At 68.3% G+C, this 23,205-nt stretch carries 26 protein-coding genes; 14 read left to right on the top strand and 12 right to left on the bottom strand.

The features are described 5' to 3' along the window. Positions 1-16 precede the first annotated feature (16 nt). From AB0B64_RS24435 to AB0B64_RS24410, 6 genes are all read right to left on the bottom strand, one after another. The gene (locus tag AB0B64_RS24435; protein WP_357949492.1) at positions 17-901 is read right to left on the bottom strand and encodes a glycosyltransferase; all 885 of its coding nucleotides are present in this window, start codon (positions 899-901) and stop codon (positions 17-19) included. A 187-nt stretch (positions 902-1,088) separates the two neighbouring features. Continuing rightward, the gene (locus tag AB0B64_RS24430) at positions 1,089-1,856 is read right to left on the bottom strand and encodes a CDP-alcohol phosphatidyltransferase family protein (protein ID WP_357948958.1); all 768 of its coding nucleotides are present in this window, start codon (positions 1,854-1,856) and stop codon (positions 1,089-1,091) included. Further along, entirely contained in the window at positions 1,834-2,874 is a 1,041-nt protein-coding gene (locus tag AB0B64_RS24425) for an iron-containing alcohol dehydrogenase family protein (protein ID WP_357949491.1), read from the bottom strand. The genes AB0B64_RS24430 and AB0B64_RS24425 overlap by 23 nt, the downstream gene beginning before the upstream one ends. Positions 2,875-2,902: 28 nt before the next feature. Continuing rightward, complete coding sequence (locus AB0B64_RS24420) at positions 2,903-3,634, bottom strand: phosphocholine cytidylyltransferase family protein (RefSeq protein WP_357647960.1); 732 nt, start codon at positions 3,632-3,634, stop codon at positions 2,903-2,905. Positions 3,635-3,713: 79 nt separating this feature from the next. Next, positions 3,714-4,337 carry a DUF5941 domain-containing protein gene (locus tag AB0B64_RS24415; RefSeq protein WP_357948956.1) on the bottom strand — a complete coding sequence of 208 codons (624 nt, stop codon included), beginning with the start codon at positions 4,335-4,337 and terminating at the stop codon, positions 3,714-3,716. Then, a complete protein-coding gene (locus AB0B64_RS24410) occupies positions 4,334-5,797 on the bottom strand; it encodes a CDP-alcohol phosphatidyltransferase family protein (RefSeq protein ID WP_358179796.1) in 1,464 nt (487 codons plus the stop codon). Before AB0B64_RS24410 ends, AB0B64_RS24415 begins: the two co-directional genes overlap by 4 nt. A 95-nt stretch (positions 5,798-5,892) precedes the next feature. On the opposite strand from AB0B64_RS24410, the gene AB0B64_RS24405 reads away from it, so the two are divergent. Further along, positions 5,893-7,284 carry a bifunctional cytidylyltransferase/SDR family oxidoreductase gene (locus AB0B64_RS24405; RefSeq protein WP_358179793.1) on the top strand — a complete coding sequence of 464 codons (1,392 nt, stop codon included), beginning with the start codon at positions 5,893-5,895 and terminating at the stop codon, positions 7,282-7,284. A 38-nt stretch (positions 7,285-7,322) separates the two neighbouring features. Here the strand turns inward: AB0B64_RS24405 and AB0B64_RS24400 are convergent, their stop codons facing one another. Beyond that, complete coding sequence (locus AB0B64_RS24400) at positions 7,323-8,339, bottom strand: glycosyltransferase family 2 protein (protein WP_358179791.1); 1,017 nt, start codon at positions 8,337-8,339, stop codon at positions 7,323-7,325. 69 nt (positions 8,340-8,408) lie between these two features. On the opposite strand from AB0B64_RS24400, the gene AB0B64_RS24395 reads away from it, so the two are divergent. The 4 genes from AB0B64_RS24395 to AB0B64_RS24380 all read left to right on the top strand — a co-directional run bounded on the left by AB0B64_RS24395 (position 8,409) and on the right by AB0B64_RS24380 (position 12,001). Beyond that, positions 8,409-9,851 (top strand): LCP family protein, encoded by a 1,443-nt coding sequence (locus AB0B64_RS24395; protein WP_357948943.1) that lies wholly within the window; start codon positions 8,409-8,411, stop codon positions 9,849-9,851. Positions 9,852-9,885: 34 nt separating this feature from the next. Beyond that, complete coding sequence (locus AB0B64_RS24390) at positions 9,886-10,233, top strand: STAS domain-containing protein (protein WP_357949488.1); 348 nt, start codon at positions 9,886-9,888, stop codon at positions 10,231-10,233. A gap of 101 nt (positions 10,234-10,334) precedes the next feature. Then, a complete protein-coding gene (locus tag AB0B64_RS24385; RefSeq protein ID WP_357948940.1) occupies positions 10,335-11,165 on the top strand; it encodes a GNAT family N-acetyltransferase in 831 nt (276 codons plus the stop codon). Then, a complete protein-coding gene (locus tag AB0B64_RS24380; RefSeq protein ID WP_358179788.1) occupies positions 11,162-12,001 on the top strand; it encodes an LLM class flavin-dependent oxidoreductase in 840 nt (279 codons plus the stop codon). Before AB0B64_RS24385 ends, AB0B64_RS24380 begins: the two co-directional genes overlap by 4 nt. 43 nt (positions 12,002-12,044) lie before the next feature. Here AB0B64_RS24380 and AB0B64_RS24375 read toward each other — a convergent pair whose 3' ends face one another. Then, complete coding sequence (locus AB0B64_RS24375) at positions 12,045-12,917, bottom strand: hypothetical protein (protein ID WP_358179785.1); 873 nt, start codon at positions 12,915-12,917, stop codon at positions 12,045-12,047. Positions 12,918-13,031: 114 nt separating this feature from the next. On the opposite strand from AB0B64_RS24375, the gene AB0B64_RS24370 reads away from it, so the two are divergent. Next, positions 13,032-13,790 (top strand): hypothetical protein, encoded by a 759-nt coding sequence (locus AB0B64_RS24370; RefSeq protein ID WP_357948931.1) that lies wholly within the window; start codon positions 13,032-13,034, stop codon positions 13,788-13,790. A gap of 140 nt (positions 13,791-13,930) precedes the next feature. After that, positions 13,931-14,119: a hypothetical protein gene (locus AB0B64_RS24365; protein WP_357948928.1), complete on the top strand. Its 189-nt coding sequence runs from the start codon at positions 13,931-13,933 to the stop codon at positions 14,117-14,119. 73 nt (positions 14,120-14,192) lie between these two features. Here the strand turns inward: AB0B64_RS24365 and AB0B64_RS24360 are convergent, their stop codons facing one another. Beyond that, on the bottom strand, positions 14,193-15,008 hold the full coding sequence (locus AB0B64_RS24360) for a hypothetical protein (protein ID WP_358179783.1): 816 nt from the start codon (positions 15,006-15,008) through the stop codon (positions 14,193-14,195). A gap of 389 nt (positions 15,009-15,397) precedes the next feature. Between AB0B64_RS24360 and AB0B64_RS24355 the strand changes: the two genes are divergently transcribed. Next, entirely contained in the window at positions 15,398-16,099 is a 702-nt protein-coding gene (locus AB0B64_RS24355; protein WP_357948922.1) for a TetR/AcrR family transcriptional regulator, read from the top strand. Between the two features lie 8 nt (positions 16,100-16,107). Then, a complete protein-coding gene (locus tag AB0B64_RS24350) occupies positions 16,108-17,259 on the top strand; it encodes an NAD(P)/FAD-dependent oxidoreductase (protein ID WP_357948919.1) in 1,152 nt (383 codons plus the stop codon). 14 nt (positions 17,260-17,273) lie between these two features. Here the strand turns inward: AB0B64_RS24350 and AB0B64_RS24345 are convergent, their stop codons facing one another. Then, positions 17,274-17,786 (bottom strand): GNAT family N-acetyltransferase, encoded by a 513-nt coding sequence (locus AB0B64_RS24345; protein WP_357948917.1) that lies wholly within the window; start codon positions 17,784-17,786, stop codon positions 17,274-17,276. A 190-nt stretch (positions 17,787-17,976) separates the two neighbouring features. On the opposite strand from AB0B64_RS24345, the gene AB0B64_RS24340 reads away from it, so the two are divergent. Next, a complete protein-coding gene (locus tag AB0B64_RS24340; RefSeq protein WP_358179780.1) occupies positions 17,977-18,168 on the top strand; it encodes a hypothetical protein in 192 nt (63 codons plus the stop codon). A 361-nt stretch (positions 18,169-18,529) separates the two neighbouring features. Here AB0B64_RS24340 and AB0B64_RS24335 read toward each other — a convergent pair whose 3' ends face one another. Further along, a complete protein-coding gene (locus AB0B64_RS24335; RefSeq protein ID WP_357948912.1) occupies positions 18,530-18,946 on the bottom strand; it encodes a spore-associated protein in 417 nt (138 codons plus the stop codon). A gap of 364 nt (positions 18,947-19,310) precedes the next feature. On the opposite strand from AB0B64_RS24335, the gene AB0B64_RS24330 reads away from it, so the two are divergent. The 4 genes from AB0B64_RS24330 to AB0B64_RS24315 all read left to right on the top strand — a co-directional run bounded on the left by AB0B64_RS24330 (position 19,311) and on the right by AB0B64_RS24315 (position 22,282). Beyond that, positions 19,311-19,766, top strand: a complete 456-nt coding sequence (locus AB0B64_RS24330; protein WP_358179777.1) for a hypothetical protein — start codon at positions 19,311-19,313, stop codon at positions 19,764-19,766. Positions 19,767-19,836: 70 nt separating this feature from the next. After that, positions 19,837-20,832 carry a serpin family protein gene (locus tag AB0B64_RS24325; protein ID WP_358179774.1) on the top strand — a complete coding sequence of 332 codons (996 nt, stop codon included), beginning with the start codon at positions 19,837-19,839 and terminating at the stop codon, positions 20,830-20,832. A gap of 95 nt (positions 20,833-20,927) precedes the next feature. Next, complete coding sequence (locus AB0B64_RS24320; RefSeq protein WP_357948904.1) at positions 20,928-21,269, top strand: metalloregulator ArsR/SmtB family transcription factor; 342 nt, start codon at positions 20,928-20,930, stop codon at positions 21,267-21,269. Between the two features lie 122 nt (positions 21,270-21,391). Continuing rightward, positions 21,392-22,282: a TIGR03620 family F420-dependent LLM class oxidoreductase gene (locus AB0B64_RS24315; RefSeq protein ID WP_358179771.1), complete on the top strand. Its 891-nt coding sequence runs from the start codon at positions 21,392-21,394 to the stop codon at positions 22,280-22,282. On the opposite strand, the gene AB0B64_RS24310 is transcribed toward AB0B64_RS24315, so the two are convergent. Further along, on the bottom strand, positions 22,279-23,172 hold the full coding sequence (locus AB0B64_RS24310) for an MBL fold metallo-hydrolase (protein WP_358179767.1): 894 nt from the start codon (positions 23,170-23,172) through the stop codon (positions 22,279-22,281). The genes AB0B64_RS24315 and AB0B64_RS24310 overlap by 4 nt on opposite strands. Between the last annotated feature and the right edge of the window lie 33 nt (positions 23,173-23,205).

Raw genomic sequence — 23,205 nt, 5'->3', positions numbered from 1 at the left:
GAGGACTGACCGGTCCTCAGACGATCGGCGGGCGGCCCAGCTTCACCATGCGCCACGCGGTACGCCAGGCCATCGGGCGGCGCTCGCCGGCCGGTGTCCGCAGTCCCTCGAAGAACCCGGTGAACCACGCCTTGATCGCCACCCCGGATCGGCGCTCCCTGATCAGCGTCAGCACCACCCAGTCGAGCAGGTAGAGCGCCGCCAGCGGCCACGGCAGGTTGCGCCGCGCCAGCCAGACCCGGTTGCGCGCGTTGAGCCGGTAGAACTCGGCGTGGCGCGTCGGCGGGACCTGCGGGTGGTACATGACCGTCTCGGCGTCGTACTCGATCCGGTAGCCCTCACCCAGCAGCCGCCAGGCCAGGTCGGTCTCCTCGTGAGCGTAGAAGAACTGCTCCGGCAGGCCGCCCACCTGGAGGAAGGCCGAGCGGCGGATCGCCGAGGCGCCCCCGAGGAAGGTGGTGACCGGCGAGGATCGTTCGGGGTCGCCCGCGCGCAGGCGCGGGACGTGGCGCCGCTGGCCGATGCCGCCTTCGGGGTCCATCACCCGGAAGGAGATGACCGCGAGGTCGGGCTCGGTGGCGAAGCGGTCACGGACGTGGGAGACGACCTTCTGGTTGGCGTACCAGCCGTCGTCGTCGAGGAACAGCACGACATCACCGGAGCACTCCTCGACGCCGCGGTTGCGGCCGGCCGGGATGCCGGTGTTGCGTTCGAGCCGGACCGTCTTCACGGTCGCGGACGAGCCCACGGGTGGCGTCGCCGACACCTCGGGCACGTCGGCGCCGTTGCCCACGATCACCACCTCGACGTCGCCGTCGATCTGGTGCAGCGCGGACTCGACCGCCCGGTTCAGCTCCGCGACCCGGTTGCCCATGGTGAGGATGACGCACGATATCTTCAACGGGTCATCGTCCTGACGCGTCGAGAACACGGGCGGAGCATTCTTTCATGATCACCGAGTCTGCTGGTATGCATATTTCCTGATATTGGTGGAGCCAAGCGTATCGGAACCGAAGGTGAACCCCCGCCAAACTGCGGACGTCCGATCAATACGACGAGCGAGGGGCCTCGCCGGTTCCGATGTGTGCTCACGCAAGCCGCCTCGATGCCAGGATGCTGACCAGGTGCAGGACGGTCTGCAGGACCGCGGCCACGAAACAGGCGATGAGCAAAACGCGCGAGGCGAGTAGATCGCCCGCGACGGCGTCGATCACCGCGGCTACGACCGCGAGCATGGACAGCTCGATCGGCTGCACGATCCGGTGGAACTTCGTCGCCCCCACCACCCGCCGGGCCAGGCCCAGCAGCCCGGACCGCAACTCCCCCGCGGACGCCTCGGTGGCGGTCGGCAGACCCCCCTTGGCTCTGGCCACGTCCACGAGGTCGGTCTCGGCCTTGATGAGGATCGCGCCGAGCGCGGCGGCGACGCCGAGCACGGTGTACCAGTCGGGCAGCACGGCCGACGTCCGCCAGCCCAGCCCGATCAGCAGCGCGGCCTCGGTGAAGTAGGCGCCGACGCGGTCGAGGTAGACGCCGACCAGCGAGGTACGGCCCGTCCAGCGGGCCAGCTCACCGTCGGAGCAGTCCAGCAGCAGATAGACCTGTACGAGCAGAGCGGCGCCCACGGCGGCCCACAGCCCCGGCAGAGCCAGTACGACCCCGGCCACGATCCCGGCCAGCGTCATCACCCAGGTGAGCTGGTTGGGCGTGATGGAGGTCTTGGCCGTCAGCCAGGTGACGTAGATGGACAGCCGGCGCATGTAGAGCACGCCGGCCCAATGCTCACCGTTTCTGCGCTCGAGGTGTCCGGCGGGCTGGGCGACCCGCCGGATCTCAGCGACCGAAGGCCCGGACATAGTCCCCCACCCGATCGCGGACCTCGGACTCCGACATGCGCAGGTGCTCCAGGATCGTGTAGCGGCCGGGACGGGTGGCAGGTGCCAGCGTGACGGCCTCGGCGAACTGCTCGCCGCTCAGGCCGATGTCGGCCGGGACGACGGGCAGCTCATGCTGTCGCAGGCAGTCAGTGACCTGCTTGAGCCGGGCGGCGTCCTCCCTGAGGAAGAAGCAGAAGGCGGCACCGATCCCGGCGAGCTCGCCGTGATTGGAGGTGCCGGGGAAGAGCTGATCCACGGCATGAAGGATCTCATGGTCTCCACCACTCGCGGGCCGAGACGACCCGGCGATGACCATCGACATGCCCGACAGAATCAGCGATTCGGCCAGAACCGTCAGGAAGGCATCGGACTCGATGGAGTCGGTCCGGCCGACCAGCGCCTCGGCCGCCATGCGGGCCATCGAGCAGGCCAGCCCGTCGATGGGCTCGCCGCGCTCCACGTTGCCGAGCTGCCAGTCGTCGATGGCCGACAGGTTGCTGACCACGTCGCCGACCCCCGAGCGGACCAGCGACTCGGGAGCGCTGTGCACGAAGTCGAGGTCGACCAGGACCGCCAGCGGCATCGGCACGCCGAACGTGCCCTTGCCGCCCTCGTACACCAGCGAGGCCGTGGGCGAGCAGATGCCGTCGTGGGAGAGGTTCGTGGCCACGGCGACCATCGGGATGCCCGCCAGCGAGGCGGCGTATTTGGTCGCGTCGATGGTCCTGCCGCCGCCGACGCCGACGACCACCTCGTAGGCGCCCTTGCGCAGGTCGGCGCCGAGCGAGACGGCCGCGTCGACCGAGCCGTCGGACACCCTGAACACCTCGGCCTCGCCGAGCGTGGGCGCGATCAGGCCCTCGATGTGGTCGCCCTGCCCGGGGCCCACGGCGACAGCGACCCGGCCGGAGGTCGCCACCCGGGTGTCGGCCAGTAATGCGCCGAGCTCCGCCACCGCGCCCCGCCTGACCATGATGGCCAGGGGCGCGGGCAGCATCCGCGCTAGAAGCGGCATGCCCGCCTCCTCAGTAGCGAACGGCTATGGTACGAGCCTTGGCCAGGTCGTCGTGGTTGTCCACCTCGACCCAGTCGACCTCTCCGATGGGCGCGACGTGGATCCGCTCGCCGCGCGCCACCATCTCCTGGTAGCCGTCCTCGTAGTAGAGCTGCGGATCGCGCTCGAAGGTGGCCTGCAGCGCGTCGGCCAGGCGCTCGGCGGCGCCGGGGCGGATGAGCGTGGCGCCGATGTACTCGCCGTAGGCGGTGGCCGGGTCCATCAGCTTGGTGATCCGCTTGAGGTCGTCGCCGTCGAGGGTGACCTTCATCTCCTCGTCGGCCAGCCGCTTCACGTTGTCGACCGCGAGCAGGATGTCGCTGGTCTCGGGCGCCGACAGCAGCGTCTTCTCGACCGAGACGGGGTGCACGGTGTCGCCGTTGACCAGCAGCGCGCCCTGCGCGAAGTAATCGCGCGCGCACCACAGGGAGTAGGCGTTGTTCCACTCCTCGGCCTTGTCGTTGTGCACAAGGGTGAGCTTGACGCCGTGCCGCTTCTCCAGCTCATCCTTCCGCTCGTGTACGGCCTGCGCCGCGTAACCGACGACGATCACGACCTCGCGCAGGTCCACCTCGGCGAGGTTGCGCAGCGAGATGTCCATGATCGTGGTCTCACCGTCGACCGGCACCAATGCCTTCGGCAGCGTGTCGGTGTACGGTCGCAGGCGTCGTCCGGCTCCAGCGGCCAGCACCATTCCCAGCAACGTGCACTCCTCAGTCGAGCATCTACTCCGTAGGACCCAAAGGTTAGTTGGCTTTTGGCCCTCACCGGGTAATCGACCGTTAGTCTCGCGTTTCCGTAGCGGTCGCGGCCACCCCCGAGGGAGAGGTGGCGAGCCAGCAGGTGAGGCTCTCCCACCCGAACAGAACCCACAGATACGCGGCGAGCAGCACGAACCCGCCGGTCACCACGCCCACGATCGCCGCCAGTGAGATCACGATCATCCGCCCCTCCCAGCCCAGCCCGTACGTGCTCAGCCACGGCGGCGGATAGGCGCGCTGGCGCAGGCGATAGATCAGGTCGTAGTGGTGGAAGGCCAGCGCGCCGAGCAGCACGAAGATCAGCACCGGTGGCACGTCGTGGGCGAAGCCGCAGGCCGCGATGAAGGTGTATTCGATCAACCGCAGGATCGGCGGCACCAGCCAGTCGATGCGGCCGTCATGCGGATGGGAGCTGCCCGGCCCGGCCAGCAGCAGCGTCACGGCCGGCGCGAAGACCGCCAGCCCGTCGGACCCCGCCACGCCGATCAGCAGCAGCACGCCGATCACGAACGCCCCGGCGATCAGCGGGGGCAGCGGCGGAAGCTGCCCGGACACGAGCGCGCCCATGCCGCGCGACAGCGGCCCGTCGTCGCGGTAGGCCACGACGTTGCTGCTCGGCACGGGCGTCATCTGCACCGAGGTCATCGCGCGGACCTCGCGATCCGGCCGAGGAGCAGGTAGACGGTCGCCACGCCGCCCCAGCCGAGGAGCGCGACGAAGGTGACCCGGGCGTTGTACACGCCGGCGGTGATCGCGATCAGCGCCATCCGCTCCCCGATCGGCAACACGATCGCTTTCTTCATCCACCGGAGGACCTTCTCTCGCTCCATGCGGTGTGCCAGGCGGAGGACTCCCGGCTTGGGTACGCCGTGATGCTCTCCCTCGGCCGAGTTGAGCAGCGAGCTCACCGGCTTGGCACCCAGGGCGCCGGCCCGGTTCGCGTCGGCCACCCCGCCCGCGAAGGAGTAGTTGATCGAATGCCGTACCGTCTGCAGGATCATCGCGGCGACGGCGAGATACCAGATGCCGTCAGGGCCGCCCTCGCTCAGCGGCAGCCCGGCGGCGTAGCCGAAGGCGAGCCCCACATAGACGACATACTCCTTCAGCCGGTCGGCCATGCTGTCGAGCCACGCGCCCAGCGGCGTGAAGGCGCGGGTGTAGCGGGCCAGCTGGCCGTCGAGGCAGTCGCAGGCGAACGACAGGTAGAGCAGCCCGGCCCCGGCGAGCTGCGCCCCGCGGTTGCCCGCCCCGAACCAGACCGCCGACAGCACGGCCAGGCCGATCGAGATGCCGGTGACGGCGTTCGGCGTGAGCTTCAGCCGGGCGGCGGGGCGGATGAGATGGCGGGTCCAGGACGAGACGAGGTAGGTGCTGACGAAGCCGTCGTCCGCCTTGACCGAGGTGTCGAGGCGTACCTGGGACTCGTCGACGTCGGCGAGCCTGCTGACCGCGGTGTCCGCCGAGACCTGGCCGGTCACCCGGTCGCAGTGCAGCTGCCCGATCCCGGCGGCGCGTACCTTCACCCCCGATCTGACCAGGCCCACCAGCAGCAGGTCGACCGCCTCGACGGTGGTGACCGGGCCGAGCTTGCCGGTCTCGGCCAGGTCGGCCAGCTCCTCGGCGACGTCGGCCAGCGCGATCAGGTCGGCCTGACCGGCCTGGAGCACGCCGCGGAAGGTGGCGTTGGCCTCGGGCACGAGGTGGAAGGAGCTGCCGGCCGCGACGATCTTGCCGCCCTCGACCCGCACCGGCGGCCGCATCGGCGCGGCCGTGGCGTCGTAGGAGACCAGGGCGCTCGTGTCGCGCTTGGGATGCTCCAGGAGCAGCGAGAGTGCCTCGGTGTGGGTGACGAGGTCGGCGGGCAGCACGGCCAGCGTCCCCGGCGCGGCGCGCGCGAGCTTGGCCACGCCGCGCAGGTCGGTGCTGAGGCCGCCGAGCCCGTCATTCGGCGACACCACCTGGACGTCGAGGACGGACAGCTCGGCCAGCTGGCCGTTGAGCCGGTCGAGCAGCGTGCCGTCGGCACAGGACAGTCTGCAAGCGGGCGTCGTGGCGAGCAGCACCACCGAGGTGGTCGCGCTCTCGCGGGTCAGTGAATCGGTCACGGCGCAGGTCTCCTCCCGGTCGCGAGGGAGTGCGTGGACACAGCGTAGCGACAGGGCAACGCGATATCACGGAACCGGACCGTTACGCTCCCCCTATGGAATCTCGGCTGCGCTCCGTAGGGGTGGTCCTGGCAGGTGGCGTGGGTCAGCGTGTCGGCCTCAACACCCCCAAGCAGCTCATCAAGATCGCCGGTAGGACGATCCTGGAGCACACGCTCGCCCTGTTCAACGGCTCGCCCGACATCGACGAGGTCGTGGTGCTGATGGCTCCAGGCTTCGCCGACACGGTCAAGGAGATCGTGGAAAGGGGCGGTTTCGACAAGGTCAGTCAGATCGTCGAGGGCGGTGCGAGCCGCCCTGAGAGCACGTGGCGCGCGCTCAAGGCCCTGGGCCCGAGGGAGTGCAACGTGCTTCTGCACGACGCTGTACGGCCCCTCCTGGAGCCCCGGATCATCACGGAGTGTGTCAGGGCCCTGCAGACGCATTCGGCCGTGGGCGTGGCGATCCCGAGCTCCGACACCGTCGTGGTGGCCGCCCCTGGGCCTCATGGCGAGACCATCCACGACATTCCCGACCGATCCCGGCTGCGGCGCGTCCAGACGCCGCAGTGCTTCCGCCTGTCGCTGATCCGCGAGGCGTACGAGCGGGCCTTCGCCGACCCCGACTTCGACCGGCGGCCGGCCACCGACGACTGCGGCGTGCTGCTGCGCTACCTGCCCGACATCCCGATCCACATCGTGCCGGGCAACGAGAGCAACATGAAGATCACCCATCCGGTCGACGTGTACATCGCCGACAAGCTCCTCCAGCTGGCCGCCACCAGCGCGCCCGTTCCCGACCCGAGGGACTACCGGGAGGCGCTCGACGGCCGGACCATGGTGGTCTTCGGCGGCGGCTACGGCATCGGCGCCGACGTCGTCGAGCTGGCCACCGGCCACGGCGCCCGCGTGCACTCCTTCTCGCGTACCCAGAACGGCGTGCGGGTGGAGGACTACGACCAGGTGGCCAAGGCGCTGGCACAGGTGGGCCGGATCGACTACGTGGTCAACACCGCGGACGTGCTGCACATGGGCAAACTCGCCGAGGTCACCGACGAGACCATCGCCGAGGCGGTGGGCGTCAACTACCTGGGCCCGGTCAACGTGGCCCGCGCCGCCTACCCGTACCTGCGCGAGAGCGCGGGCCGCCTGCTGCTCTACACCTCTTCCAGTTACACCAGGGGCCGGGCCGACTACAGTCTCTACTCCTCGACGAAGGCCGCCGTCGTCAACCTCACGCAGGCGCTCGCCGACGAATGGGCCCCCGACGGCATCCGGGTCAACTGCATCAACCCCGAGCGCACCGGCACACCCACGCGCGAGCGCGCGTTCGGCGAAGAGCCTCCGCACACCCTGCTCTCACCGCGCGCGGTCGCCCAGACCTCGCTGGACGTGCTCATCTCCGACCTGACCGGGCAAGTGATAGACGTGCGCCTGAACGACGCTTGACCCGCTCAGGCCGGAGTTTCCGGAGGGGATGACCAGGTTCAGCGCGGCGGTCGAGCGAGTCTGCGCGGGCTCGTGAGGAAGCCCCAGCCCCAGGACATGTGCATGGCGGCGTACACGATCGGCAGTCTGGCCTTCACCGCCCCCGGCAGCCCGCTGCCGGTCAGGACGGACCCGGCCACGATCGCGACGGCGTAGCCGCCGGGCGCGATCAGCGCGAGGGGGAAGAACGGCGAGACGAGCAGCCCGAGCAGGATCGCCAGCACCGCGGCGGGGGGCGCCAGGTAGCGCAGGTTGATCGTGCCCTCGTGGGTGCGCGAAACCACCCGGCGCCAGCGCCCGTAGTGGAAGTACTGCTTGGCCAGCGCCTTCACATTGGGACGGGGGCGGTAGGAGACCCGCATGCGCGGCTGGAACCAGACCAGCCCGCCGGTCTGGCGGATGCGGTGGTTCATCTCCCAGTCCTGGGCCCGCTGGAAGTGCTCGTCGTAGCCGCCGACCCGGTCGAGCGCCGCGCGCCTGAACACCCCCAGGTAGACGGTGTCGGCGGGGCCCGCCGTGCCGCCCACATGGAAGGCGGCCGCGCCCACGCCGATCTTGGAGGTCATCGCGCACGCGACGGCCTTCTCGAACGGCGTGATGCCCTCGGCCGCCATGACGCCGCCGACGTTGTCGGCGCCGGTCTCCCTCAGCGTCTCCACGGCGACGCGCAGGTAGTCGGAGGGCAGCATGGCGTGCCCGTCGACCCTGGCGATGATGCCGTTGCGGGAGGCGCCGATGGCGGCGTTGAGCGCGTTGGGCGTGCGACCTGTGGGGTTGGGCACCACGGTCACCCGCCGGTCGGCCGCCGCGATGGCGTCGGCGACCTCTTGGGTACGGTCATGTGAGGGCCCCACGGCGAGAACGACTTCGATCTCACCTGGGTAGCTCTGGGCGAGGACCATGTCTACGGCCTCGCGTAGATGCCGCTCCTCATTGAGGACCGGCATGACGACGGAGATGGGCGGCCAGCCGTGCGTCTCCGCTGGCGCGTGCGGCGAGTCGGGGAACTGCTTCATGGCGGGGCTCACGCTACTGTACGAGCAGGGGAGGACGGCAATCCCGCGGTGGCACGAGGGGGGCAGGGCATGCGCGACCCGGGCGAGGAGGACGCTGGAGTACACGTGGGCGGCGACGCCTACGGTGGCGTCAAGCTCGTGGGCAGGCGCACGCGCAGGCCGCTCAAGAGCGCCAAGGCCCGGCGCCGGAATCTGATCCTCTCGGGTGTGCTGTCCGTGGGCGTCCTGGCCGGCACCGGCGTGGTGTGGGCGGCGCCGACGCGGATCGGCACGGTCGACGCGGGCGTGACCGAGGCGGCCCCCCGCGGCGCCATGAACATCCTGCTCGTCGGCGTCGACAAGCGCGACGACCTCACCCGCAAGCAGCAGAACGAGCTCAAGCTGGGCCGCGAGTCGGGCCAGCGCACCGACACCATGATGGTGATCCACCTGTCGGAGGACCACAGCAGGGTCACCGTGGTGAGCCTGCCGCGCGACACCTGGCTGACCATCCCCGGCAAGGGCGATCACAAGATCAACTCGGCCTACCAGTTCGGCGGCCCCAAGCTCGCCCGCCAGACCGTCGAGCAGGCCACCGGGTTGCGGATCAACCGCTACATCGAGGTCAACGTCCTCGGCTTCATCAACGTGGTCGACTCCCTCGGCGGCGTCACCGTCTGCACGCCCGTGCCCATCAAGGACCCCAAGGCCGGGCTCGACCTCGCGGCCGGCACCCACGAGTTGAAGGGCGTCCAGGCGCTCGGCTACGCCCGCACCCGCGCCACCGCCCGCTCCGACCTCGACCGCATCGACCGGCAGCAGCAGGTCATCTCGGCGCTGCTGAACCGCGCGCTCAGCGCCAGCACACTGGCGAACCCGGCCCGGCTCAACTCGTTCGTCAACTCCACGCTGAGCACGATCAAGGTCGATCCCGACGACGACCTGATCGGGCTGGCCACCCAGCTCAGGGATGTCTCGCTGGACAACGTGAAGTTCGCCGACGTGCCGCTGGCCAACGTGGACTTCAAGGCGCCGACCGGGGAGTCGGCGGTGCTCTGGGACAAGCAGGCTTCCCGTGACCTGTTCGCCAAGATCAAGGCCGACGAGGACCTGTCCAAGCCCAGCCCCACTCCCAGTTCGTCCGCTTCGTCCTCTGCCAAGCCCACCATTCCGCCGGATCGGATCGCGCTCAAGGTGCTCAACGGCACGCTCATCACCGGTCTCGGCGCCCGCACCAAGACGGCGCTGGTCGCCGCCGGGTTCAACGTCTCCGGCACGCCGGGCAACACCAAGCGCAAGGACTACAAGAAGACGGTCGTACGTTATGGGCCCGGTCGCGAGGACTCGGCCCGCACGGTCGCCGCGGCCATCCCCGGCGCCGATCTCGTCCAGATGGACGAGGACGGCATCGAGGTGATCGTCGGCAGCGACCAGCCGAAGATCGGTAAAGTGAAGACCTCGACCACGCCAAGCGCCAAGCCCACAACTACGCCTGTAACTAAAACGGCGACCCAGAACATATGTAAGAAATAGGCATATCCGCCAGCCGTTCGGGCACGTGACAGCCATGGTGGTCAGGTCGTGGCGAGAGGAACCGCTCACTGTCTTGCATGCCGTCGGAGACCTCGACGTGGCCGGCGCCCCGCGCCTCCAAGCCGCGCTCGACCAGGTGCTGGCCTCCGCCGACCCCCCGAAACTGGTGCTGGATCTGACCGACGTGCCCTTCTGCGACTCCGTGGGGCTGGGTGTGCTGGTGGCCACCCACAACCACGTGCAGCACGCGCACGGCAGGCTCATCCTGGTCCTCGCGCCCGGCATGATCAGTCATCTGCTGACGATCACGAACCTCGACCGGCACTTCGAGACCTGCTCGTCGCTGCTGGAGGCACGGGCGGCGCTCGGGGCGGCGGCCTGAGATCGAGCATTTGTGGAAGGTGTGCTAAACGATGTTCATGACATTCGGGTTCATGAAATTCGGCGCGCATCTTCCAGCGGTCTCGTAGGGAGCCAGTCACGTTGTTCGATCAGTTCCCCGAGCCTGCCCGCAGTCAACTGGCCACGGCCTTCGACGAGGGCAAGACGCGGCCGGAGTGGTGTTTCACGGAGGGCCCGGCGCGGCTGGCGTTCTGGGCGCCCTACCGCGGCGCGGACCCGGTGATCACCTGGCAGTTCGAGCCCGGCCCCGACCCCGACCGCGCCGCCGGCCTGCTGCGCCGCGGCCTGTCGGAGATGGGCCTGGACAAGATCATCCACGACATCTCCCTCAAACCCGGCCTCACCCCGCTCGTCGACCGGGCCGTCGAACACCAGGCGCTCCTCAGCGCCGGGTTCGTGATGGAGGTCGAGCGGCTCATGCTCGAATGGGCGGCCGGGAGTGACGTACCGGTCGATCCGGGCCGGCTGACCTACCGCCCCGCCCGCGGCCTTGGCGCCGCCTCCATACTCGACCTGCTGGTACGCATCTCGGAAGGGTCGCTCGACTACGACACGCAGGTGGAGCTGGCCACGGCCGGTGCCGAGCACGAGGCCCGGTGGATGTACGACGACCTGGTCAACCGCAAGGGCAAGCCCGACTGGTTCGTCGTCGGCTACCTGGGCGATGACCCGGTGGGACTGGTGGCGCCGGACGATCATTCCATCGCCTACATCGGCGTGGTGCCCGAGCACCGGGGCCACGGCTACGTCAACGACCTGCTGGCCAAGGGCACCGCGACGCTGGCCGAGACGGGCGTCGAACGCATCGTGGCGGCCACGGACGTGGGCAACACCCCCACGGCCAACGCGTTCCGGCGCGCGGGCTATGCGGAGGTCGGCCGGCTTTTCCGCTATTACTGGAGGAGATCTTGAAACTTGGTGTCATGTTCGACCGCGCCCTGCCGCCGGAGGAGCTGATCCCCTTCGCCAAGGAGCTGGACGGCACGGCGGTCGACGACCTGTGGGTAGTGGAGGACCTGGGCTGGACCGGCGCCATCTCCTCGGCCGCCACCGCCCTGGCGGCCACGTCCCGCCTGCGCGTGGGCATCGGCATCACCCCCGCTCCCCTGCGCAACCCGATGCTCCTGGCCATGGAGCTGGCCAACCTGGCCCGGCTCCACCCCGGCCGCCTGGCCGCCGGGATCGGTCACGGCGTACGTGACTGGATGCGCCAGGTGGGCGTCGCACCCCCGTCACCTCTGGCGCTCCTGGAGGAGACGATCACCTCGGTCCGCGGCCTCCTCCGGGGCGAGACGGTGACCCTGCACGGCCGCTCCGTACACCTGGACGGCGTCTCCCTGGTCCATCCGCCCGCCGAACCGCCTCCGGTCCTGGCCGGCGTCCTCGGCCCCCGCTCCCTCGCCCTGTCCGGCCGGGTGGCGCAGGGCACGATCCTCCCGGAGGGCTTCAGCCCCGAACAGCTCCCCACCCTCGTGAGCCACATCGACGCCCCGGCCGACCACGAGGTGGTGACCTTCATCCACCTGTACATCGGCCCCGACGCGCGGGAGGCGACCTGGGACGTCGCCGTGGGACAGGCCGGGTTCCTCAAGGTACGGCCGGAGGAGGTCGTCATGGCCAGGGGCTCCGCTTCGGAGGCCGCCGACATGGTGCGGCAGATGTGGGCGGCGGGCGCCCAGACGGTGGCGGTACGACCGTTCGGCGCGGATCCGCTGTCACATGTGACGAAGCTCTTGGCGGCCTTGTAGCGCCTATACCGTCAGGATCTTGGGGCCTGGAGGCTTGGGTACGTCAGCTGTTGTCGCCGCCGCTGCCGAACTCCCCCTCCACCCGCCGCACGATCTCCATGCTCCTGGGCAGGTAGGCGGCGTAGAAGTCCTTGCCGCACTCCAGGTCGTCGAGCGCGGCCTTGATCTCCCTGCTCAGGTATTGCCGGGCGGTGCCCACCGGAATGCGCGGCTCGTAGTACTGCCCGGCGGGCAGCCCCTTATCGGGAATGTCATCGTTCAGGGCGAGCTGCTGCTTCTGGGCCTCGAACTCCTGGCCGCCCCGCCGGCTCATGTCCACCGGCCTGAGGGAGGCCACCTGGTGTCCCTTGCTCTTGAGGCAGTCGCCCATGGCCGAGGCCAGCCCGACGAGCTTGGGGTCCACGTTGAGGTCGCGGTCCAGCCGCTGGGCGATCAGCTCGTTCTCCTGCTTGGCCCAATCCTCGTCGGACGTGATGACCTTGCCGGTGACCTGCTTGAGCCCCTGTGATCTGCACGCGGTCAGCGCCTTGCCGTAGGCGGCCCGCTGGGCGGGCGACAGCTGATTTTTGATGGCGAAGTTGGGGCTGTCCGACTCGCGCCAAAGAACACGCTTCTCCCTCTGCTCGGGGTGGACGAAGTCGACAAAGACCCCGAAGCCCTGCTCCGTACGCTCCTTCTTCATCGCCTCGTAGTCGCCCAGATTTGCCCTGTCGGCATCCTCGGAGATCTTCACCTCCGGGACCCAGGCGACGTACTTGAAGCCGCGCTGCTTCATGCAGTCCGCCACGACTGTCTGGATCCGCCGGGGCTGGTCGGTCCTACCGCCGCTCACGACGACCGGGGCCACCGGCGGGGCGGCGGCGCAGCCCGCGGCGAGGCCGAGCCCCACGAGAGCCAGAGTGCATCTCTTGATCATGACATGGAAGGATACACCGTTTAACGAAGCATGTGCAGAAGGCGGCCGAACGGCGGATGCCCAATCAGTCGAATGGCCGATGGCGACGCCCGGCCGCCAAGCCACGATCGCTACATGAGGCGAATCACGGCAATACCCAAGGCCCCCCTGACCGCCTTAGCGCTGGCAGGGCTGACCGGACTAATCGCACTGACTGGATGCTCAATAGAACTGGACGCCAAAGAGGTACACACCGCCCAGTCCTTCCCCTACAGCGGCCCCCAGCTCACCATCAAGTCCTCGCTCGGCGGCCTCCGCATCATGCCCGGCACCGGCGCGACCGTGCAGGTGGAACGCTGGCTCCGCGGCAAGGCGACCAACGAGGGCAACGCGTCGTGGTCTCTGAGGGACGGCACCCTCCGCCTGAGCGCCAACTGCACGGTGGTCTTCGGCGACTGCGGCGCCCGCTACCACGTCAAGGTGCCGCCCGGTATGCGCCTCGTCGTAGAGGGGGACGACGACGGCATCATCCTCCAGAACCTCACCCAGGACGTGGACGTCTCGAACGGCGGCTCGATCAAGGCGTACGACACCTCCGGCAAGCTCCGCCTCCTGAGCGACGACGCCACCATCTCCGGCGAACGCCTCAAATCCCCCAACGTCCGCGTCCGCTCGAACACCGGCGCCATCGACCTGTCCTTCGTCACACCCCCGACCAACCTGGACCTCCTGTCCAAGGACGGCTGGGTGACGGCGACCGTACCCGACGGGGCCTACCGGGTCACAACGAAGAGCCAGGACGGACGCGAGCGGTCGGAGATCAAGAGCACGGAGAGCGACCGGACCATCGTCGCGAGAAGCGGCACGGGAGACGTACGGATCCTCGCCAAGTAGGGCCCCCTCCGACCGGCGGGGCTGTGCGCGCGCCAGAGGCGTAAATTGATTTACACTTATTTCAGTAAGTTGATCTACGTTGTTCTCCGTAAACTGGTTTACGCTAACCCTCTGGATCACGCCCAGCAAGAGAGTCACACATGCGTAAACCAGCCGCCATCGTGGGCAGGGACCGCCAGTGGCGGACCATGGAACGCTTCCTGCTGGACAGCGTCCCTCGCATCGCCCTGTTCTCCGCCACCGGATTCACTCCCGACCTCGTTGAGGCAGCGGGCTCTCGCCCCGACACGGTGCTCGTGGATCTGAAGCGGCTGTACGGGCTGAGCTGACCTGATTTCGCGTCGGCCACGATCGGGGCCGCCTCGCGAAATAGGCGTCCGAAGCTTGAACAAAGCGCAGACATCAGCCTTGGTAGAGGCGGTCAAGCCCGACAAGCATGATCCGGGAGTCGGCATCGGCAGCCGTCGTCAACTCTCCCGTGAAACCACATCCCCCGTAACAGGCCAGGACAGTGTCACGCGTGTCATAACCCTTCTTATCGAGCAGTGTACGAGCCCTGGCCAGGCGTTCCAGGTGATGGTGGCTTATCACCTCACCCCATTTGACCTCACCGAGCGACAGGATTTTCCGCGGCAGCCCGGGCTCTTGCCCGGCGAGAACCGCGACGTCGATCTCGATCTGGGTCCGCTTCGCGGGATCACCCACCACTCCTGACCCCACCTCAGCCGGAAAGCCGCCGTACAGCGTTTCCCCCGCGCCCAGCGCGAAGTCCCGGCACAGGGATTTAAAGTGCGGACCCACGACCTGAGCGAGGAATGTCTGCCGCACGGACCCCCACACCCTCTCCGCCCGGTGAATCTCCAGTTCCGGCCAGCGCCGCCGCATGATGGCCTCATAGAACGTGATCAGCGGCTCCACAATGCGATAACGGAACCGCCCGGACCTGAACAGGTCGGGCTCGCGCGCGACCAACGCACAATCCTCAAGAACTTTCAGAGGGTGAGTGATCTGATCGGACCTGCGTCCGACGTAATTGGCGATCCCGCCGTTGGTGGTGTTGCCACTGGCGATGGCGGCCAGCACCGAGTGATACAAAGCGGGATCCCGGATATCCGATTCCTCCGCCAGCAGGTATCTCGCCTCGCGGAAGAGCGGAGTCTGCGGATTCAGAACCGTCCTGATGACCCAATCATCGAAATCCGCCAGGCCCGCCGGCACATCTCCCCGCGTGAACTCGTACCATAAGCCGGCGTCCCACCGAGAATCGTGTGCACGAGTACGGCCAGCCGCGGGTCCGTGATTCCCCAAAACTCGGCGGCGTCCCTATAGCGAAAGGGGTGGATGACGAGTTCGAGACCGGCCCTTCCGCGCAACGGCGCCTGCCCCGCAAGCAGACCGCCCATCACGGACATCGCCGACCCGCAGAGCACCAATCGCGCCTTACTGTCCCGCCCGCTGCCTCCCGGCCCTAGCTCCCGCTGGATGATCGACGGCGGCGCCGGCGAGGTTCGGGACAGGAATGGGAACTCATCGAGTCGGCCACACCGCCTGGATGATGTGTTCACGAACATGTTCGTTACGAACGCGTTCGTGGTACTGTGCTCTTCATGAGCACGAGCGACAGCGCCCAGCAGCCATCCCGCAGCCGCCGCGAACGCCCGGCCAAACCCGCGTTGACCAGGCAGGGGATCATCGACGCCGCGCTGACGATCATGCGTGACGAGGGTCTGCACAAGGTGACGATGCGCCGTATCGCCATCGCCCTCGACACCGGGCCCGCCTCGCTCTACGTCTACGTCCGCAACACCGAGGACCTGCACGCCCAGATCCTCGACGCCCTGCTCGGCTCGATCACGGTGCCCGCCCCCGATGCCGGGACCTGGCGCGACCGCCTCAAGGCCCTGCTGAACAGCTACCGCGACGTGCTGTTCCAATATCCGGATATCGCCAGGATGGCGCTCTCCACCCAACCCAGCGGCCCCAACTACATGGCACTGGTCGAGGCGGTGCTCGCCCTGCTCGGCGAAGGCGGCGTGACCGGGCGGGCGGCGGCGTGGGGCCTAGATCTCTTGCTGCTGTATCCGACCGCGTCCGCCGTCGAGCACAGCCCAAGATCGGCGGCCCAGGAGGCCGCCGACCTCTCCGCGCTGGGCGAGCAGATCGCCGCCGCGGATCCAGCTCGCTACCCGCACATCGCCGGACTCGGCGACGAGCTCATCTCGGGCGACGGGGCCAGCCGCTCCGACTGGGCGTTCCACGTCCTGGTCGACGGCATCCTCGCCGCCATCCCCCGTACCCCTCACGCATAGGAGCCAGCATGTCCGCACGTTCCATCGCGATCGTCGGCGCCGGCCTCAGTGGCCTGGTCCTGGCACGCGTCCTGCAGATGCACGGCATCGAGTCCACCGTGTACGAGGGCGAGTCCGCCGCCGATGCCCGCAGCCAGGGCGGCTTCCTAGACATGCACGAGGAGTCCGGCCAGTACGCGCTGCGCGAAGCCGGCCTCTACGAGCGGTTCCGCCGGCTCACCCAACCACAGGGCGAGACCCTGCGCGTCCTCGACAAAGCGGGCACGGTCTTCATCCACCACGAGCCCGAGGGCGGCTATGGCGGGCGCCCCGAAATCGACCGGGCCGCACTGCGCAACCTGCTCATCGAGTCCCTCGACCCCGGCCGTATCGCCTGGGACCACAGGGTTACCACGGCCCGCCGGCTCGCCGACGGCCGGCACGAGCTGACCTTCGCCAACGGCAGGAGCACCACCGTCGACCTGCTGATCGGCGCGGACGGCACCTGGTCCAAGGTACGCCCCTTGGTCTCGCCTGCCACCCCGCGATACTGCGGAATCTCCTACCTGGAGCTGCAACTCACTGATGTCGCGACACGCCACCCTGAATCGGCCACCGTCGTCGGTCCCGGCAGCATGTTCGCCCTGTCCGACGGCAAGGCCCTGATGGGCCACGGCGGCACCGACATCCACCTTGGCGCCTCACTACGGGTGCCGCAGGACTGGACGACCACCTCCGGCGTCGACTGGTCCGACGCGTCCGCGGCCCGCGAAGCCCTGCTCAAGGAGTTCGCCGGCTGGAGCACCGAACTGACCGACCTCATCCGCAACTGTGACGACACGATCGTCCCGCGACTGATCTACGCCCTGCCGACCGGCCACTCCTGGCCCCGGACCCCCGGCGTGACGCTGGTGGGCGACGCCGCGCATGTGATGTCGCCGTACGCCGGCGAGGGCGCCAACCTCGCCCTGCTCGACGGCGCCGAACTGGCGCTGGCCATCGTCGCCCATGGGGACGACGTGGAGGCCGCGCTGACCCAGTACGAGACGGCCATGTTCCCCCGCGCGACCGCCTCGGCCGAAGGGTCCGCCCAAGGTCTGGACATGTGCTTCGCCCCGGACTCGCCGCGCGCCATGGTCGACTTCTTCGGCAGCGCCGGCGTACCCGTGGAGGAGCACTGAGCCGACGGCGGCAGCTACGCTCGCGCGGCGGCGCGCTGGCCGTAGACGTGGACCGTCTGCCCACGGTAGCCGGTGTCGCGCAGGTGACGGTGACCGATGCGTTCGGCCACCGAAAGGGAGCGCACGTTGCCGGGCAGGATGAGGGAGATCACCTCATCGGCGCCCAGCGCGCCGAAACAGTAACCGAGGGATGCACGAGCCGCCTCGGTGGCGTAGCCCTTGCCCCAGTGCTCGCGAGCCAGGCACCACCCGACGCCCAGCCCGGGGAAGCCGTGCGGTCGCCACGGCCCGGCACGACCGACGAACCGGCCCGTGGCCTTCTCGACGAGCGCCCAGTGCGAGTAGCCGCGGATCTCCCGATGTCCGATGAACGTGGCCAGACTCCGCCAGGCATCAGCCGGCGAGGTCCCCACAGTCTCCGCCAGCCCGCCGGTCACCTCGGGGTCGGCGAGCATCCTGGCGTAGTCGTCGAAGTCGTCGCCGGTCAGCGGCCGCATCACCAGCCGCTCGGTTTCGATCACGGTCATGACGAGGAGTATGTGCCACGCGCCGCCGGCGCCTCAACCGGCCACCGCCCCTGCCCTGACGGGTCTCACAGGTTCCTCGCGATGGTGACCTGGGGTCGCTGATCGTAGAAATCGCCCCACGTGCGCATGTCCGGATCTGTGGGATAGCGGTCATTGTGGACCTCTCACCGGGGCCGCCAGGCTTGACGCCGTGAAAGATCTGGTGGTCGCCCTGCTCTCAGGGCCGATCGGCACGCTGCTGGTGCCGGGATACGCGCCGCCGGACGGCGACCGCCCCGGCGTGGCGTACCTGAACCTGCTGCACAGCATCGGCACTCACGCCCGCCGGGCGGCGTCGGTGTGCGGCGGACCCGGCGTGTACGCGGAGATCAAGCGAATGTGATCCCGGCCGCGTTACGGGAGGCCCCGCCGACCGGGGCTGACCATGGCGTCGGTGTGTACCGGCGCGCTGCTGCTGGGCGCGGCGGGCCTGGTCCGGGACCGCCGTGCACCACGCACCACCGCAGCAAGGACAAGCTGGCCGAGTAAGCGGCCAGGTCATCAGCGGACCGGGCGATGGCGTTCACGACGGAGAGCCGCGAGGAGGAGCGGGTGCTGGAGGCGGCAATGGCTCAGGGTGCCGCGGACCCCGTGGCGGGGTGGCGGCACGTCCGGGATCGCGCAGCATGGGGGTGTCGATCGGCCCGGGGCGGACATGCGGGCGAGACCGCTTGCGATCGTCAGCGGTCCCGCCCAGAGCATCATCAGCCGCAGTGCACACCAGACAAGAGGCGGGATTCATCCTTGACGCCCGCCTCAACATCGAGGCATTTGCCGGGAGCTGAGACGTACACCGGCCCTGCGTACTGCGCATAATTCCCCGCGTCGACGTCGGCCCACCACCCACCACCAGCAACCATGATCTTCACCGACTTCCAGGTGGTGGTTCCCGCCGTGGAGCCGTAGCCGTAAGTGAGGGCGCAGTTCTTGTTCGAGCTGGAGTTGTAGTGGACCTCCAGAGTGCCCACCCTCGTACCGGTCTTCGGGATGGCGTAGACGCCGACCCTGGTGTACCCGCTGCCGCAGGGACCGGCCGCACCGGCCGGCGTGGCTCCCACCATCAGCGAGGAAGCGACTGTGGCCGCGCTTACCAGGGCAGCAAGTTTCGTGCGCATCAGCATCCTTGTCCTTCCGGGCCTGTCACTGTCTCTCGCAAGCCCCATGGGTTTAGCCGGCGACCGTACTACATTCAACGTAGTATGGTCAATGCGGTGTGTCGCCACACCCAGCCCGGAGCCGACATCGCCCCAGCCGTCTCAAGAACGGCCCTCAACAGAGGCAAGAGGAGTCAGCCGCTGGTTGGACATGTCCAGAACGCGGACCCGCTGGTCACACCGTCTGTCCGCATTCAAGATCGACATAAGCGTGAATGAGCGGCGGTTATGCTTCCCGACGTCTCGCATCACTTCTCGTACGCTCGCATCAAGCCGATTCCGGCACTTCCACGGAACGGCGACGGACCAGGAACGGAGCTTGGAGGCCGCTGTGGCGATGCCCAAGAAAGGATCACGGCTCATCACCGTCGGCGACACCGCCTTCCGCTGGCGAGTCCGACACAAGTCCACCCAACGCCAGGGCGACAACTGGTCTCCACTCACCTTCACCGTTGAGCGAGCCGAGGAGCCGGGGAACGTTCTTGTGGTGTCTCTCCCCTGCGCCCGGCCGGACAACTGGCAAGGAGAGCGAACAATCGCCATCCGCCCGGTCCTCGTCGCCGGATGCGTCCAGAGAGCCCTCGAACAGGGCTGGAACTCCGGCCAACGGGGCACGCCGTTCACCCTCACCGTTACCGAGGACGAACTACCCGGCCTCCTGGGCGAGCCGCCGCAATACCTGATCCCCTTCCTCTGGGGCATGATCCCGGAAGGTGGCGGCATCGAAGACCTCCCCCGATGCACTCAGATCTGGAGCCGAACCGACCAGCTGCCTTCTGATCAGTAGCGGCAGTGCTCCGGTGCCGGCGTTGTATTGGCGTTGCCTCGTCGTCGCGCTGGTGGGACGATCACAGGCCATGTCGCTCAACGGTAGATCGCAAAAGGATCTGGCGGCCGCGGTGAACGTGCTGACCGCCCGCTGGGCAACGACCTGCTCCGGCGAGTCGGCCGTCATGTCCGGAGTGGGCGCCTGGCCGCTGCTGGCATATCTCGCGACAGCGGCCGACGGTCCGGGACGGGTCGAACTGCAAGACGCCATCGGAATGGACGCCACCGCAGCCGCCCCAGCAGCGCGGGCCGTCCTGGCGGCTCTGAACGCCTCGCCAGCGATCAAGGCGGCATTGGGATTGTGGACCAGGCACGACCTGCCGCTACGGCCGACCTGGGCCGCGGCGCTGCCCGCGGGCATGCGCGGCGAGCTGACAGGAGACACGTCCGCAGATCAGCTCCAGCTCGACGCGTGGGCGGCTCGCCAGACCGATGGAGCAATCCCCACCATGCCCGTCTCCGTGACCGAGGAGACGCTACTCGTCCTGGCCAGCGCGCTCACCGTCCGTACCACCTGGCTCCGCCCATTCACCGAAGGTGCCACTCTCGTCGAGGCAGGCCCGTGGGCCGACCGGAAGATCGTCGTTTTGCGGCGCAGCACGCGAGTCCTCAACCGTGTCCAGGTGGCCGATACACCGGCCGGTCCGCTGACCATGTTCCGCATCATGGGCACAGGCGGGATCGACGTGCACCTCCTGCTCGGCCACGATTTCCGGAAGGTCGCCGACGTGCTCAACCCCGCCCGGGGGCACTTCCCCGGGATCAGTACTGAGCCACTTGCCATCGCCCAGGCTCGCCAGAACGCCACCGCCACGTTCCAAGCGCACGGCTTCGAAGCCGCCGCAGTGACTGCGATGGGTGCCGTCGCAGCTGGCATCGCGCCACGGCCTCCTTACCGAGCCAGAAGAGTCGACGTCGACTTCACGCGTCCTTTTGGTTTCCTCGCCGTCGACCGTCGAAGCCGGCTCATCCTGACCGCCGGCTGGGTCGCGGAACCCGAGACCGAGCACCCAGAAGAGATCTAAGAACGCACCCGAGACGCTGCGGCCGGGCGAGGTCCGAGGGAGGACCGCGCCCGGCACTTCCTCATGATTTGACCCTATAATCGGCTCGACGACCTATGACGACACACGCCGAACCCTCACAAGACGCCTCCGCGCAGCTGGTTGACGTGTTCAAGGCGCTCGCCAACCCCGTACGGCTCCAGGTGCTCCAGTGGTTGCGCGATCCCGAGCACCATTTCCCGATGGAGCAGGCGATCGCCGACCCGTACGAGGTCGGTGTGTGCGTGAGCCACATCCAGGCCAAGACCGGGCTCGCGCAGTCGACCGTCTCCGCCTACATGGCATCGTTGCAGCGTGCCGGGCTGGTCCGCGCCACCCGCGTCGGGAAGTGGACGCACTACCGGCGTGACGAGGAGCGCATCGCCCGGCTCGTCGACGTGCTCGGACGCTCGCTCTAACAACCTCACCCAATGCTCCCTGCGCTGCGACGTTTTGCCTCATATCGACAATATGCGATACTTCGCTGCGTTCCTGGTCATGGTTGAGGCGGTTCCGTACCGTCGGATAGGCAGGAGAAGACATGGGCGCGATCAATGGGATGGATCTGGGGCGCTTCGGGGTCTGGACGTTCGACTTCGAAGACCAGCCCGCGAGCATGATGCGAGAGTCCATCCAGGAGCTCGAAGAGCTCGGCTGGCCGGCGTTCTGGATCCCGGAGCGGGACGGACGTGAGGCGATGACGCACGCCGGATTCCTGCTGTCGTGCACCGAACGCATCAGTGTCATCAACGGCATCGCGCGGATCTGGTCCCGCGAGCCGCGGTGGACCCAGGGGGCGGCATTGCTCCTGGCCGACGCCTACCCGGATCGCCACCTGCTCGGCCTCGGTTTCGGAGGCGAGCGGCCCGGGACCAAGCCCTTGCAGGCGATGAGCGAATACCTGGACGAAATGGACGCCACAACGAGCGCCAATCCCGCGCCTCGGGCGCCGATGCGACGCCTGCTGGCGGCGTACGGACCAAAGATGCTGGAAATGGCCCGTGATCGGTCCGAAGGCGCTCATACCTACCACGTGACGGTGCGGCACACGGCACAGGCGCGGGAGGTGCTGGGCGGCAGCCCGTTCCTCGGCGTCGAGCAGGCGGTGCTCCTGGAGAGCGACCCGGACAAGGCGCGGGCGATCGCGCGCGAGCACCTGCACGTGTACTTCACGACGAAGTACAACATCGCCAAGTTCCTCCGCCTGGGCTACACCGAAGCCGACATCGATGGCGGCCGTGGCAGCGACCGGCTCGTCGACGACCTCGTGTACTGGGGCGACCTCGACACGGTCGTCGGCAAGCTGCACCACCACCTGGACGCCGGCGCCGATCACATCGGCATCCAGGTCCTCGGCATCGAACCCGGCCAATCGGCCATGCCGCAGTGGCGCCGGCTAGCCGAGGCGCTGCTGCCCAAGCGCGCCGCCTAGGCGGTGTGCTCCGAACACAGGCAGCCGACCCCCTTCTCGATCCACTCCTGGCCGTCCCACTCAGGATGCCGCGCGATCATCAGGGCCGCCACCTCTGCGGCGATCGTCTCCTCGCTCATGGCGGAGTCGCGGCGTACCCAGGTCTCGTCACGCAGCAACTGAAGATAGTCCCGTACGTCGGCCAGGAGCTGAGGACCGCCCACATCGCCATGGCCGGGCACCACCACCCGCGGGCTTTCGGCGGCCAGCCGATCCATCACCGCCAGCCAGCGGGTGCCCGACACATCGGTGTCATGCGGCGGGAACCAGGGGAAAATGGCGAACTGCCCGGCCTCCACCAGATCGCCGGTGAACATCACCCCCGCGTCCGGGACAGTGATCACCTGATCACCTTTGCTGTGAGCCCGGCCGGTGGCCCGCAACTCGACCACCCGACCGCCGAGGTCCAGGTCATGCTCATGGTCGTAGACGACATCGGGAGTCGCCAATCGGACCCCCTCAAGCCGACGCGCGACCGACTCCCCAAGCCCCTTGAACATCTCGATATAGCCGGGCCCCTTCACCTTCAGGTCCTCGGCCTGCGCCCGGTTGATCAGGAACGTCGCCTCCCCCGCGAACACCTGAGCGCCGAACGCGTGCTCGGGATGAAAATGCGTCGTGGTCAGGTACAGCTTGCGCCCGTTGGCGAAGTCGGCCGCGAACTTCAACACGGTTTCGGCGTTCGCCGTACCCATACCGGTATCTACGACAAGGACCGAATGCGTACCGCCGATGAGACCGATGTTCGGCACCAGCGGCACCCGCCGGTTCGGAATCACCACCAGATCGCGGGCGAGCTCCTGTACGTCAGTGACCTGAACAACGGGGTCGGCCACCACAAACTCGGCCATACGGACTCCTCAGAAGTGGCAGATTTCGGTCTA

The organism is Nonomuraea sp. NPDC049129 (assembly GCF_040648495.1).
In the GTDB taxonomy this organism is placed as follows: domain Bacteria; phylum Actinomycetota; class Actinomycetes; order Streptosporangiales; family Streptosporangiaceae; genus Nonomuraea.
Note: the sequence above shows the minus strand (reverse complement) of the source record. Positions and strands in the feature narration are given on the sequence as shown.